The sequence below is a fragment of the Nocardiopsis sp. ATB16-24 genome (genome assembly GCF_030271535.1).
GTDB lineage: Bacteria > Actinomycetota > Actinomycetes > Streptosporangiales > Streptosporangiaceae > Nocardiopsis.
On the sequence record NZ_JASCXJ010000011.1, the window covers coordinates 11768 to 25455 of the forward strand.

The following is a 13688-nucleotide window of genomic DNA, read 5'->3' on the forward strand; positions in this document are numbered from 1 at the left end:
CCACTGTCACCGTCATTACGCATACAGACAGATATGTTACTCTCCGCACCCGAAAATTCGCTGGTCCGGGCGGAGCACGCCCTGCCTTCTGCGGAACCGAGCCGCCCGGTGGGATCTCGGTCGGATCCGGAACCCGCCTACCCGAACCGAAGGGGGTCACGCGGTCGGCGCCCCCTCCCGGATTGCCGACGCACCCCCTCTTCGCGGCCGTTTCCGGCGCCGAAAATGGCTCTGAGGAGGGGGTGCGTCGCTTTCGGGCCTCCCCTACCGAAGGCCGGCACGCAGAACGTACGGGAGGATGCCTCCGTGGCGGATGTAGTCGGCCTCCACCGGGGTGTCCACCCGGACCTCGACGGTGAACGACACCGTCCGCCCGTCGGCTCGGCGGGCCTGGACGCGGGCCGTCTCGGGATGGCCGCCGTCGGTGAACTCCGCCAGTCCGGTGATCGAGAACTCCTCGGTCCCGTCCAGGCCGAGCCCCTCCGCCGACTCGCCTTCGAGGTACTGCAGGGGCACCACGCCCATGCCCACCAGGTTCGACCGGTGGATCCGCTCGAAGGACTCGGCCAGCACCGCGCGGACCCCCAGGAGCCGGGTGCCCTTGGCTGCGTAGTCGCGGGCGGAGCCGGTGCCGTACTCCCGGCCCGCCAGCACCAGCAAGGGAACGTCGTGCTCGGCGTAGCGGGTGGCGGCGTCGAAGACGGTCATCTCCTCTCCCCCCGGCAGCAGCCGGGTGAACCCGCCCTCGGTCCCCTTGACGAGGTCGTTGCGCAGCCGGACGTTGGCGAAGGTCCCGCGCACCATGACCTCGTGGTTGCCCCGCCGCGAGCCGTAGGTGTTGAAGTCCCGGCGCGCCACACCCCGGTCCAGCAGGTAGTGCCCGGCCGGGCTGTCGGCACGGATCTGTCCCACTGGACTGATGTGATCCGTGGTGACGGAGTCCCCGAGCTTGACCAGGACCCGCGCCCCCTTCAGATCCTGGACGGGTTCCGGTTCGAGTCCGACCCCTTCCAGGAAGGGGGAGCCACGCATGTAGGTGGACTCCGGATCGAAGTCGTAGGTGGGGCCGGAGGGGACCTCCAGATCCTCCCACTGTCTCGATCCGGTGTGGGCGTCGCCGTAGTTGTCCAGGTACATCCGGCGGGTGACGACCTGGGCGAGCTCTCGGTCGACCTCCTCCGGGGAGGGCCACAGGTCGTCCAGGTGGACCTCGTCGCCGTCGCCGTCCCGTCCGAGCGGGTCCTTCCGGATGTCGATGTCCATCGTGCCGGCCAGCGCGTAGGCGACGACGAGCGGCGGGGAGGCCAGGTAGTTCATGCGCACGTCGGGGCTGATCCTGCCCTCGAAGTTCCGGTTCCCCGAAAGGATCGAGGCGAGGGTGAGGCCCTTCTTCCTGACGGCGTCCGAGACGGGGGCGGGCAAGGGTCCGGAGTTGCCCATGCAGGTGGTGCACCCGTAACCGACGACGTGGAAGCCCAGCTTCTCCAGGTACGGCAGGAGTCCGGCCTTCTCCAAGTACCGGGTGACCACCTGGGATCCCGGGGCCATCGAGGTCTTCACCCACGGTGGGACCGCCAGGCCGCGTCGCACGGCGTTCTTCGCCACCAGGGCCGCCGTCATCATCACCTGGGGGTTGGAGGTATTGGTGCAGCTGGTGATCGTGGCGATGGCCAACGCGCCGTGGTCCAGGGCCACCGGTCCCTCGTCCAGTTCCACCTGGACGGGATCGTCGGCGGAGCGGTACGAGTTCACGACCGCCAGGTCGGCGTGGAACCGCTCCTGGGCCCGGTCCAGTTCGATCCGGTCCTGGGGCCGGTAGGGGCCGGCGATGGACGGCACCACGGTGGACAGGTCCAGTCGGAGGTACTCCGAGTAGCGCGCCGGCGCACCGGTGCCGCCATTCCACAGTCCTTGGGCCCGGGCATAGCCCTCGATCAGTTCGACCTGCTCCGGGGAGCGGCCGGTCAACCGGTAGTAGTCGATCGTGGCCGCGTCCACCGGGAACATGGCCGCGGTGGAGCCGAACTCCGGGGACATGTTGGCGATGGCGGCCCGGCCGGCCACCGGCATCTCGGCCAGCCCGGGGCCGTGGAACTCGACGATCTTGCCGACCACCCCGTGCTCGCGGAGCATCTCCGTCACGGTCAGCACCACGTCGGTCGCGGTCGCCCCGGCCGGCAGGGCACCGACAATCTCGACCCCGACCACCGGGGGGATGAGCGTGGACAGCGGCTGACCGAGCAGCGCGGCGGCGGCCTCGATGCCCCCGACGCCCCAGCCGAGCACGCCGAGGCCGTTGACCATGGTGGTGTGGTTGTCCGTCCCGATGCACGTGTCGGGGTAGGCGAGGGTCTCCCCGTCCTGCTCCACGGTCATCACGCCCCGGGTCAGGTGTTCGATGTTGACCTGGTGGATGATGCCGACGCCGGGAGGGATGACGCGGAGATCGTCGAAGGCGCCCTGGGCCCACCGCAGGAAGCGGAACCTCTCCCGGTTGCGCTCGAACTCCAGTTCCGCGTTGCGTTGGAACGCCGACCGGCTCCCGGAGCTGTCCACGATCACGGAGTGGTCGATGACCAGGTCCCCCGGGATCAGGGGCTTGATCCGTGAGGCGTCACCTCCGAGTTCCTCCATCTTCTCCCTGAGGGTCACCAGGTCGTGGACGACCGGCGCACCGGCCATGTCCTGCATGACCACCCGGGCGGGACTGAACGGGATCTCCACGTCCGACCGCCGGTCCTGTTCGTCTCGGCTCAGCAGCGCCTGGACGGTGTCGGTCCCGCCGCCGTGGCGGATGACGTTCTCCAACAGCACCTTGAGACTGAACGGCAGGGAGTCGGCGCCGTCGATGGCCGACAGGTCGATGTACCGGATCTCCCGGCCGCCCACGGTGAGGGTGGACGTGATCGCGCCGTCAACGGTGGATGTCATGGTCTTCCTTTCCTTCTCCCTGCCGTACGGTCTCCTCGCGCGGACCGCTCTACCTGGTGGAGGGCTCGGCCCGTGCCCCTTCCGACTCCCCGTCCTGCGGAGCCGACTCCGTCCGTGTGGACAGGCGGGGCACCATGCCGGCGGTGGCGAGGATGATGAGGGCCAGCAGGATGTACAGCGCGATGGGCGTCCACCCGACGTCCAGCAGTCCGCCGACGACGATCGGCGCGAGGATGCTGCCGATCCGCCCGAATCCCATGGCCGCGCCCACACCGGTCGAGCGCAGGTCCGCGGAGTAGGTCATCGGCGCGAGGGCGTAGAGGGAGGCCATGCAGCCGTTGATGAACACGCCCAGCAGCAGGCCGAGGGCCAGTGCCAGGAACAGCGTCGACGTGGTGCCGGCGAAGGCCACCATCAGTACCGCGCTGATGAGGGCGAACCACGCCATCACCCGGCGGGCGCCCCAGCGGGCCGAACACGTCCCGTAGAGCACGTTGCCGACCAGACCGCCGGCCATGATCACCAGGCCGCCGAAGATCCCTTCCTCGGTGCTCAGTCCCGCTTCCGTCAGGAGCTTGGGAGTCCAGGAGCTGACGAAGTAGAAGGTGGACATGACCATGAAGTAGACGGCCCACAGCACCATGGTGTTCTTCCGGTTCTCACGGGAGAACAGGGTGGCGTAGACGTTCCTGCCGCGCTCCGGTGCGGCACCGCCGACCTCGCCGAGGGTGACCGACTCCTGGATCCCCAGTCGCCGGGCGATCCTCTCGGCCCGGTTCAGGGCCTGTTCCCTGCCCGAGCGCAGCCGTGCGGCCAGGTGGTCGATCGACTCCGGGATGAAGAGGGTGACGGCGACGATGGCCCCGAGGGTCACGAAGCCGCCGACGGCGAAGACCCCCTGCCAGCCGAAGGTGTTGATGAGGGGAACCGCGGCCAGCCCGCCGAAGGTGGCGCCGAGCGGGAAGCCGGCGGAGTAGATGCTCAACGCCAGGGCCCGGTACTTGGCGTTGGCGTACTCCGAGACCAGCACGATGCCGGAGGTCATGATGCCGCCGATGCCGAGTCCGGTGATGAGGCGCCAGACCAGGATCTCGGGCATGGACGAGGCCAAGGCCGTCATGAACATCCCCAGGGCGTTGGGGGTCCGTGGCCAGTTCCGGACGGCCGATGACACGGCACAGCTTCTCGAACTGCTCCTGCTTGTTGGCGGAGATGTCGAACTCGCCGTCGGCCGTGGTGAAGGTCCCCGACAGCGCGGCCGTCCCGCCCCGAGGAAGGTGCGCCGCCTGGCGACCCGGCGGGTCGTCAGGCCTCGGGGTTCAGCATCGACGCCGCGGTGACCAGGTCGGTCTCGGCGCCGGTGATCAGCGCGTACAGGGCGTACCCGATCGGGGAGGCGTCCCACAGGTGCTTCGCCTGAGCCGCCAGCCCGGAGTGCACATGCCCGCCCGCCTGCTCGTACGCGGTGAGGGTGGCCCGCAGCATCTCCTCACCCGCGGCGCCGTACTGGGCCGACAGGTCGCGGGCGGGATCGTCCACACGAGCGGTAGTCCAGTCCAGGACCCCGGTGATCGTGCCCTCCTCGTCGAACAGCACGTGCGCGGGATAGATCTCGCCGTGGGTCATCACGGTCCGCTCGGGCCAGCAGGTGTCGTCTTCGAGCCAGGCCCGCCAGGCCTCGGCCAGAACCGGGGAGACGGTGAAGGCCTCGCTCACGCGAGCGACGTCGTCCCTCCACGCCTGGCGTACCCCGGCCGGGGTGCGGACCTCGACGCCCGCGGCCCCAGCCTGCTCCGGAGTGATGGAGTGCAGACGGGCCAGCAGGCGCCCCAGGCGTTCGGCATAGTCCGGACTGGCGGGGTCCATGTGCCACTCGGGCTCTCCGGCGCCGGTCAGCGTCAAGCCAGGGGCACCGGGCAGGGCCGGGTAGGCGATCAGCTCGGGGGACCGGACCTGCCAGTCGGGGACCGCGACGCCGTCCTCGGCCAGGACGGGGGCGACCAGGTCGAGGACGCGTGTCTCGGCGGCCATGCCCTCGGAGACGTCGGCGCGACGTGGTACGCGCAGCACCCATTTCCGACCGGTCGCGTCGGAGGCCATGACCACGCGGTAGTCCAGACCCGCCTCGTTCACGGTGGCGCCCCGCGCGGACAGGTGTCGACCATGGGCGGCGGCCAAGGCGATGGCGTCATCGATCGTGCTCATGGGGCCACGCTCCCACCCACACCCGCGTCGCCTCCACTTCTTTTGGCCGCCGGCCCCACAGAAACGCGCGCCCCACCCGAGGTGAGGCCCCGATCCCGGGTGCGCGGGGAGCACCTGGAGCAGCTGCCCGGCGGCCCGTGGCAGATGGGATCATCCCCGCGTGCGCGGGGAGCACGCCCTGACGTGTCAAGATTCCGACGGACCAAAGGGACCATCCCCGCGTGCGCGGGGAGCACAGGGCCTTGCGGACTTTGTCTCGGCCTCCGAGGGGACCATCCCCGCGTGCGCGGGGAGCACGGTCGAGCAGTAGGGCGGGGTGTGCGCACACCGGGACCATCCCCGCGTGCGCGGGGAGCACACCTGGATCGCGGTGTCGACGTTGGTCTCGACGGGACCATCCCCGCGTGCGCGGGGAGCACACTTCCTGACCTGCGCTTTCATCTGGGCCGACAGCCCGTTTTTCCAACTTCTTGAAAAACAGACAAACCAGACAATACGCACATCCCAGAAAAAGCCACGGTTCGAGAATACCGGCAAGGGACCGACCGCCTCTCACCGATGATCTCCAGCACACCCGACTACGGCCACCTTCCCCTCCCCGAGCAACCTTCTTCCGCCCTTTCCCTATGGCCCATAAAACGGTGATCTTGCTCTGGGCGTCACTTTCGACCGCCGACAGTGACACCCAGAGCAAGATCACGCGGAAATCCGCACGGCTCTCTCCGCACAGGGCACCTCGCCCACGCCCTTACCTCCGCACAGGGCACGCCACTCCTACAGGGCACCTCACCCATACAGGGCACATCTCTCATGCGGAGCATCCCCACTCACACAGCAGGCTCAGCCCTGCTCCCCCATTCTGGAGATCTGTGTGCTCACGGCCCGGAAACCCTGCTCGAGCGCGCGCAGGTCCTCCATCGGCAGGCTCATGAGGATGTCGCGACGAAAAGGCCGGGCCACCATCAGACGCCGCACGACCGAGGTGCCCAAAGGGGTGGCGTGAACGCGGCGGACGCGCTGGTCGTCGGCGTCGGCCGACCGTGTGGCGAGGCCCTGGGCCACGAGCCGGTCGAGCACACCGGACATCGAGGCCATGGAGACGCCGAAAGAGGTGGCCAGGCCGCTGCCCGTCGCTCCCTCCTTCGTAGTGACCAGGACTATCAGCACCCTGAGCTGCTGGATGGTGAGGTTCATCGAGAGCAGGTGCTGAAAGAGGGCGGCCAGCACCTCCTCCTCCAGAGCCCCGTTGAGGGTCTGGATCTCGTGCACGATGCGCTCGCGTTCGCGCTCGTGTTCACCCTGGTCGATCGCCTCTTGCCGCATGGCGCAATGATAGGTCGCCGCGGCCGAGGCACCTCACGGAGAAAATGCTTAGGGTGATGCTAACCTTTCGCGTGCACGGTTCATCGACACCTCATCGACACCGCCGCCGCATCGGGACGGTGGTCGCCCAGAGCCGGTCCCCTTGCGGGGCTCGCCACGGCGCCACGCCCGCCCTCGCACGGGTTCGGGCACCGCGTCCGCGTCGCGATGCACCGGCCAGGAAATGGGAACGGCACATGAGCACACCCCCCGACACGAGCCCGAACCCCGACGACCGCACCGAGGAGATCGACCTCGAAGCGCTGAGGGCCAGGTACGCCCGCGAACGCGACCGCCGTATCCGCCCCGACGGCCTGGCCCAGTACCGCTCCGCCGCGGGCGAGTTCGGCTACTACGCCAAGGACCCCTACACACCCCGCACCGAGCGCGAGCCCAAGACCGACACCGTGGAGGTGCTCGTGATCGGCGGCGGGTTCGGCGGCCTGCTGACCGGCGCCCGACTGCGACAGGCCGGCGTCGAGTCGATCCGGATGTTGGACGAGGCCGGCGACTTCGGCGGGACCTGGTACTGGAACCGCTACCCGGGCATCCACTGCGACATCGAGTCCTACTCCTACATGCCCCTCCTGGAGGAGGTCGGCTACGTGCCCGAGTGGCGTTATGCGCCTGGCGAGGAGATCCGTCGGCACGCCATCGCGATCGCCGAGACCTTCGGCTTGTACCGCGACACCTTGTTCCATACCCGGGTCACCGCTCTGACCTGGGACGAACAGACCGACGAGTGGGTGGTCGAGACCGACCGCGGCGACCGGATGCGCGCCCGGTTCGTCATCACCTCGTCCGGCACGCTGACCCAGCCCAAGCTGCCGGGCATCCCCGGCATCGAGACGTTCCGCGGGCACACCTTCCACACGAGCCGGTGGGACTACGGCTACACCGGCGGTGACCAGAACGGCGGCCTCGAAGGTCTCGCCGACAAGAGGGTCGCGGTCGTGGGCACCGGGGCGACCGGTGTGCAGGTCATCCCGCACGTGGGGCGCGACGCTCGGCACCTGTACGTGTTCCAGCGCACTCCGTCCACGGTGGACGTGCGCGACAACCGGCCCACCGATCCAGAGTGGGCGGCCTCCCTACGGCCCGGCTGGCAGCGCGAACGCATGCGGAACTTCCTGGAGATCATCGCCGGTGAGGAGGTCGAGAACGACCTGATCCGTGACGGGTGGACCTCCACCGCACGGCTCCAGCGCAAGATGATCACCGGGGCGGTGGACACCAGCGTGTCCCCGGAGGAGCGCGAGCGGATCGAGGAACTCGTCGACGCGCGAAAGATGAACGCCATCCGGGCGCGTGTGGACGAGGTCGTGGAGGACCCGGCCACGGCCGAACTCCTCAAACCCTGGTACCGCTACATGTGCAAGCGGCCCTGCTTCAGCGACCACTACCTCCAGACGTTCAACAGGCCGAACGTCACCCTGGTCGACACCGCCGACCACGGCGGTATCACGCGCATGACCGAGGACGCGATCGTCGTCGGTGAGACCGAGTACCCCGTCGACTGCGTCATCTTCGCCACCGGGTTCGACCTCGGTGTCTCGGGGGTGCTGTCCGGCACGATGCCGGTCCGCGGCCGTGGCGGGCGGGAACTGCTCCAGGCCTGGGGCATGGGACCTCGCACGCTGCACGGTTTCTACAGCGACGGGTTCCCCAACCTCTTCCACCTGGGTGCGCTGCAGAACGCCAACTCGGTGAACTTCACGCACATCCTGTCGGAGCAGGCCGAGCACATCGCCGCCGTCATCGCGCGGGGCCGCAAGGCCGGTGTCCGCGCGATCGAACCCTCCACGGAGGCGGTCGACGCCTGGATCCGGACCGTGCGGGAGACCGCGCACGACACCTCCGCATTCCAGGCCGAATGCACACCCGGCTACTACAACCTGGAGGGCGCCGGCCTTCCCGCAGGTGTCACCTACAGCCCCGGGCCCGTGGCCTTCCACCGGCTGCTCGCGGACTGGCGTGAGAACCACATGCACGAGGTCCTGGGCACCGAGGGGTAGCCCGAGGCGTCCACCTTTCGTCCGGAGCGCGGGGCGCTCCGTGCCCCGCGCCCCGGACCTCCCTTCCCCACTCCCCTCCGACCCGAGGATCCCTCATGGAACAGCCTGGCCACAGGCCACCACGTAACGCCACCATCCATGTGCTCGCGGCGCTCACCCTGGTGGGGGTGACGGCCGGATGCTCCGCCACGGCCGACGCCGACCCGGAGCCGGAACAGTCCGCGGACCTGACCGCGCGACTCCTGACGCGGGTGAGCCCCGTCCATGAGGAGATCGGGATGGCCCTGCTCGAAGGCCCGACCTTCGACGCCGACGGTCGCCTCGTCGTCGTCGACGTCACCGCCCCCGCCGGCGAGCCCAAGGTGTGGCGGGTGGACACCGACTCCCAGGAGGTGGAGCCGGTGTTCACCGACGACGCCGGCGTGTACACCTCAGCGCAGTTCAGCCCGTTCGACGACCGGCTGTACCTGACGGACTTCGCCGGCGGAAGGATCGTCAGCATCACCCCGGAGGGGGAGGACGAGACCGTGTTCTTCTCCGAGGAGGTCGACGGAACACGGATGCACCCGGACGACCTGGCCTTCGACGAGGCCGGGAACATGTACGTCAGCGACTCCCTCGGCTTCGACGCCCCCGCATGGGAGGCCCGGGGCCGAGTGGTCAGGATCGATCGGGAGAGCGCGGAGGCCACCGTCCTGGCCGAGGAGTTGCCCGCGCCGAACGGCATCTCCTTCGACGAGGACTTCGCCGGCCTGTGGGTCGGCCAGTACGCCGCGAACCGTGTCGACTACTACGCGCTCAACGAGGAGGGGACCGAGGTGGAGAGCTCGCACACCGCCCTCCACTTCGACGGCGGCAGGAGCCGGATCGACTCCATCGCGGTCGACGCCGGCGGGAACCTCTACCAGGCGGTGCACGGTCAGCCGAGCATCTTCGTGTACAGCTCGACCGGGGAGCACCTGGGGACGGTCACGGTGCCCTCCGAGGCCGCCGAGGGACTGGACACGGCGACCAACGTCGCCATCAAGCCGGGGACGACCGACGCCTACATGACCGTCAGCGGGAACGACGGCGGGTTCGTCTACACCTTCGACGCGCTCGACGAGGGGATCCGCCAGTCCAACGGCGGGTAGAAGGTTCCTCCCTCCCCGGCGACCGTGCTCCTGTGGTCACTTTCGGCTCCGAAACCGACCGCAGGAGCACGGTCGTCCTCGTGGAGCGCACATTTGACATTGACACTGTGACAAGGTCTTGGCTGGGTGTCGGAGGTGGTTCCCATCAACACGTCGCACACGAACCCACAGCACACTCACCTGGTCGAGGCCCTGTCCGCCGACGCCTCGTCGACGCGCCTGAAGGCGGCCCTCGCGGTCGGTTCCGCCCCCGACCCCGCTCTGGTCGACGTCCTTCTGGCACGGTGCGCGGTCGAACCCGACTTCTTCGTGCGGGACATGCTCACGTGGGCGTTGACCCGTCTGCCCTCGGACGTCACCGTTCCCGGGCTGCTCGCGCAACTGTCTTCGGAGAACCCGCAGGCCCGTGCCCAGGCGCTGCACACACTGTCCAAGGTCGGGGACGCCGGCGCATGGCCCGCGATCACGCGTTCCCTGCTGCGCGACCCCGACGACGAGGTCGCCCGGAGCGCATGGCGTGCCGCCGTCACCCTCGTGCCCGACGGGCGGGAGAAGGACTTGGCCGAGGAACTGGTCACCCAGCTCGCTCGTGGCGACCGGGAGGTGCGGTCGAGCCTGAGCCGTGCCCTCGTCGCGCTCGGGGAGGCGATCGAGCCGATGCTCGAAGCGGCGAAGGAGAGCGATGACCCGGACGTGCGCGCGCACGCGAGCGCCACGGAGCGGCTTCTGCACGATCCCGACGCCGGTTTCGAGCTCTCCGTCGAAGAGGCGAAACGGTCCTACGCGCTCGGTGGGCGTTAGCGTGCTGATCGGTGAGGTGGCGCGCCGCTCGGGTGTGAGCACCAGGATGCTCAGGCACTACGACGCCCTCGGTCTGGTGCGGCCGACCGGCCGCACCGTGGGCGGTTACCGCGAGTACTCCGAGGAGGACATCCGGCGGCTCTTCCACGTGGAGAGCCTGCGGACCCTGGGCCTGTCGCTGCGCCGGATAGGACGCGTCCTGGAGGATCCCGACTTCACCCCGTCCGCGCTCATCGGTGATCTCGTGCGAGAGACCGAGGAGCGGTTGAGCCGGGAGCGGGAACTGCTCAAGAGGCTTCGCGCGGTCGACGCCTCGGACCCCTCCCGATGGGAGGACGTCCTGCGCATCGTCGAACTCCTGCGCGGGCTCGGCTCACCGAACGCCGCGCGGCGGCAGCGGGCCGTGTTGGGCCCGAAGGCGAACGTGCCCGCCCAGGTGCTGGCCGAGAAGCTCTTGGCCGAGTCCGATCCGAACGTCGCCGGGGCTCTGCGGTGGGCGTTGGCACGGGCAGGCCATGACGCCGTGGCGAGCCTGGCACCGGGCCTTGCCTCGGAGAACGTCGATGTTCGGCGACGTGCGGTGACGGCGCTCGCCGAGATCCCCGGTGAGGAGTCGACCGCGGCGCTCGCGGACGCGCTCCAGGATCCGGACGCGACGGTCCGCGGGCACGCCGCCTTGGCGTTGGGAACGCGTGGTGTGCCCGCAACGGTGCCCGTGCTCGTCGGCATGGTGGTGGCCGGCGCCAACGACGTCGATGCGGCCGAGATCCTGGGGACGTTGGCACGGGACGCGGAGAGGACCGACACGGTCAGAAAGGCGCTGGTCGACGCTCTCGCCGCCTCCGGCGCGGATTCCGCGGTGCGGATGCGTCTGGTCCAGGCGCTCGCGGAGATGCCGGGTACCGTCGCGCTGGACGTTCTGCGGTCCTTGGCCCACGACGACGACCGGGTCGTGGCCCGGACCGCGTCGTTCTTCGCGGACAGGATCGAGGAGCGGGAACGCGACCGCGCCGCAGACGGCACAGAGTGGTGACCCCGGCCCGGGAGGCGCGCTCCAGAACCGGGCATGGGCCGTTCAACGTGGGCGAGGGTGTCCTGGCCTTCCCATCTCGAAAACGGCACGGGTGGATTCTTGAATTCCGCTCCGAGAATCCCGAAAGGGAAAAGGGGTGCGAGGAGCCTCTTTCCCGGGCGCCGCGATGCTTGCGCTCCACCGCCCTCTTTTCGGCGGGCACCGAGAGGAGAGCGGTGGAATCCCGGTCAACGACCCCGACTCACAACATGGGGTCCTGGACGCTCAGACCGAGTTCGAGCTTTCCGAACAGCCTCAGAACCCGCTCGTAGTCGTTGAGAGCGTGCGCCCCGCCCGCGTGGACGTCGCGCCACAGACGCTGCACGACGCCGGAGGAGTCGAGCACACGCCCTCCGGATCCGTCGAACACCCGGTCGGCGGCGCGCACCGCGCGTCTGACGGAGGCGGCCAGATCCCGTCGAACGACCGTGCGCAGGGACATCGGTACGGGCTTGGCCTGTTCGACCAGGGAGAGCATCTCTCGGAGGTTGTGCTCGATCAGCACCCGGGCGGCGTCCAGGTCGTGGGCCGTCTCGGCCACCCTCACCTGGACGAGGGGGTCGTCGACCGCGCTCAGGCCCTTGCCCGTGGTCTCACGGTGCGCGGCACGGACGCGGGTGCGCGCGTACTTCACGTGTTCTCGGTAGGCGCCCATGGTCATCCCCACCAGGGGGACCGTGACCGCGTGGGGGAGGAACGTACCGAAGGGCAGACGGTAGAGGGGTGCGTCGTTCACTTGGTGTCCGGGGACCCTGCCCACCACGGTGAGCCTGCTGCTGAGCACCCGGTGGGAGGGCACGAAGGCGTCCTCGACCACCAGGTCGTGGCTGCCCGTGCCGTTCAGCCCGACCGCGTCCCACACCGCGTCCACCTTGTAGTCCCCCAGGGGGACCAGGAAGGTGCACATCTCCGGGGACTTCCTCGAGGCGTGGTGGACGAGCCCGCCCAGCAGGGCCCAGGAGGAGTGCAGACAACCGCTGGAGAAGCTCCAGCGCCCACTGATCCGGTAGCCGCCCTCGACGGTTTCCACCTTGCCCGTCGGCGCGTAGGAGGAGCAAACCCTCGTGTCGGGGTCCTCGCCCCACACCTCGTCCTGGGCCTGTGCCGAGAACAGGGCGACGTGCCAGGGGTGCACCCCCAGGATGGAGGCGACCCACCCGGTCGAACCGCACGCGCCGGACAGCTCCCGCACCGCGGTGAAGAAGTCCAGGGGCGAGGCCTCCAGCCCCCCGTACCGTGCGGGTTGCAGCATCCGGAACAGACCCGCCTCGGCGAGGTCGTCGATGGTGCTGTCGGGGACGACGCCCTTCTCCTCCGTCGACGCGGCCAGGCCGCTCACCGTGGAAAGCAGTTCGCGGACCGCACCCAAAGCTTCGGTCGACATCATGTCCCTTCTCTCGGCCTGGGCTTCGGAGTCCGACACCGACCGGTGATCACAACTGCGCGAACCCTGTCTGCGGAGAGGTCGCACCCCATGCCTGTGGGCGTGGATCGCCGGCCCCCACCACAGGACCGACACGGGCGATCCATGACCGCCCCGCGCCCGCACAGGAGGTTCTTACGGCTTGGAGGCGATCCGGCGACCACTTCGGGTCGTGCCCCAGCACGCCCCGGCCACACGAGGGCCCCGCCCCTATTCCGGTGACCTCCCCGCACCTCGACGCCGCGGTGGGAGGAGGACACGGCACCCATGTGAAGAGCCCCGGCGCACGTCACCATGAGCGGCATGAAGTCTCCTTGCCTCTCCTTTTCACAGATGATCGCACAGGAAACGGCCCCCGTTCCACCGGCAGAGGCGTTCTTTATTCGTTCTCCCGAACTGCCCGTGAAACTACCGCATCACACGGGAATTCTTCTGTATCCTGCCCTGGCAACATAGGTATTCGTCATTGCTTCACAGTGGCACGGATACGATTTCTTTCTTCCATGATCCCAGGGCTGCCCATCCACGGTGGAGGGTGTCTGGCAAGGTCCAGGGCGGCGCCCCGTCAGTTGACACAGCAGGATCGGCCTCACCGTGAGGCGGGGCTGCTTCAGGCACGAACCTCCAGCAGGCAGGAGGACCGAAAGGAAGAATTAAGCTATTCATAAACGCTCCGTGATGTGGTGTCCCGGGCAACGTAGATGCACAGTTCCTCGAACGGCGTAGCCCGACCGCAAAGGAGCGCT

At 68.9% G+C, this 13688-nt stretch carries 9 protein-coding genes, 1 pseudogene and 1 CRISPR repeat array; of the genes and pseudogenes, 4 read left to right on the forward strand and 6 right to left on the reverse strand.

Annotated features, from left to right (window positions below):
- Positions 1 to 264 precede the first annotated feature (264 nt).
- From acnA to PFX91_RS13535, 5 genes and pseudogenes are all read right to left on the reverse strand, one after another.
- Positions 265 to 2931, reverse strand: coding sequence for an aconitate hydratase AcnA (gene acnA / locus PFX91_RS13520; RefSeq protein ID WP_285731871.1), 2667 nt, complete (start codon positions 2929 to 2931; stop codon positions 265 to 267).
- Positions 2932 to 2980: 49 nt separating this feature from the next.
- On the reverse strand, positions 2981 to 4105 hold the full coding sequence (locus PFX91_RS13525; protein WP_285731872.1) for an MFS transporter: 1125 nt from the start codon (positions 4103 to 4105) through the stop codon (positions 2981 to 2983).
- Between the two features lie 19 nt (positions 4106 to 4124).
- Positions 4125 to 4184: pseudogene (locus tag PFX91_RS23145) on the reverse strand (hypothetical protein); the annotation flags it as partial.
- 52 nt (positions 4185 to 4236) lie between these two features.
- On the reverse strand, positions 4237 to 5136 hold the full coding sequence (locus tag PFX91_RS13530) for a macrolide 2'-phosphotransferase (RefSeq protein ID WP_285731873.1): 900 nt from the start codon (positions 5134 to 5136) through the stop codon (positions 4237 to 4239).
- A gap of 146 nt (positions 5137 to 5282) precedes the next feature.
- A CRISPR array of direct repeats spans positions 5283 to 5555; the repeat unit is 29 nt; unit sequence GGGACCATCCCCGCGTGCGCGGGGAGCAC.
- A 421-nt stretch (positions 5556 to 5976) separates the two neighbouring features.
- The gene (locus tag PFX91_RS13535; protein ID WP_285731874.1) at positions 5977 to 6459 is read right to left on the reverse strand and encodes a MarR family winged helix-turn-helix transcriptional regulator; all 483 of its coding nucleotides are present in this window, start codon (positions 6457 to 6459) and stop codon (positions 5977 to 5979) included.
- Between the two features lie 236 nt (positions 6460 to 6695).
- Here PFX91_RS13535 and PFX91_RS13540 point away from each other — a divergent pair, with 236 nt between their 5' ends.
- From PFX91_RS13540 to PFX91_RS13555, 4 genes are all read left to right on the forward strand, one after another.
- The gene (locus PFX91_RS13540) at positions 6696 to 8513 is read left to right on the forward strand and encodes a flavin-containing monooxygenase (protein WP_285731875.1); all 1818 of its coding nucleotides are present in this window, start codon (positions 6696 to 6698) and stop codon (positions 8511 to 8513) included.
- A gap of 95 nt (positions 8514 to 8608) precedes the next feature.
- On the forward strand, positions 8609 to 9646 hold the full coding sequence (locus PFX91_RS13545; protein WP_285731876.1) for an SMP-30/gluconolactonase/LRE family protein: 1038 nt from the start codon (positions 8609 to 8611) through the stop codon (positions 9644 to 9646).
- Between the two features lie 126 nt (positions 9647 to 9772).
- The gene (locus PFX91_RS13550) at positions 9773 to 10447 is read left to right on the forward strand and encodes a HEAT repeat domain-containing protein (protein WP_352231676.1); all 675 of its coding nucleotides are present in this window, start codon (positions 9773 to 9775) and stop codon (positions 10445 to 10447) included.
- A 1-nt stretch (position 10448) separates the two neighbouring features.
- Positions 10449 to 11480 carry a HEAT repeat domain-containing protein gene (locus tag PFX91_RS13555; protein ID WP_285731877.1) on the forward strand — a complete coding sequence of 344 codons (1032 nt, stop codon included), beginning with the start codon at positions 10449 to 10451 and terminating at the stop codon, positions 11478 to 11480.
- A gap of 241 nt (positions 11481 to 11721) precedes the next feature.
- Here the strand turns inward: PFX91_RS13555 and hsaA are convergent, their stop codons facing one another.
- Positions 11722 to 12906: a 3-hydroxy-9,10-secoandrosta-1,3,5(10)-triene-9,17-dione monooxygenase oxygenase subunit gene (gene hsaA / locus PFX91_RS13560; RefSeq protein ID WP_285731878.1), complete on the reverse strand. Its 1185-nt coding sequence runs from the start codon at positions 12904 to 12906 to the stop codon at positions 11722 to 11724.
- Positions 12907 to 13688 lie beyond the last annotated feature (782 nt).

What these genes read in the sequence shown, in the direction of transcription:
- PFX91_RS13535 (WP_285731874.1), bottom strand. Translation starts at nt 6,459, where the DNA reads ATGCGGCAAGAGGCGATCGACCAGGGTGAACACGAGCGCGAACGCGAG.
- PFX91_RS13540 (WP_285731875.1), top strand. Translation starts at nt 6,696, where the DNA reads ATGAGCACACCCCCCGACACGAGCCCGAACCCCGACGACCGCACCGAG.
- hsaA (WP_285731878.1), bottom strand. Translation starts at nt 12,906, where the DNA reads ATGATGTCGACCGAAGCTTTGGGTGCGGTCCGCGAACTGCTTTCCACG.
- acnA (WP_285731871.1), bottom strand. Translation starts at nt 2,931, where the DNA reads ATGACATCCACCGTTGACGGCGCGATCACGTCCACCCTCACCGTGGGC.
- PFX91_RS13530 (WP_285731873.1), bottom strand. Translation starts at nt 5,136, where the DNA reads ATGAGCACGATCGATGACGCCATCGCCTTGGCCGCCGCCCATGGTCGA.
- PFX91_RS13545 (WP_285731876.1), top strand. Translation starts at nt 8,609, where the DNA reads ATGGAACAGCCTGGCCACAGGCCACCACGTAACGCCACCATCCATGTG.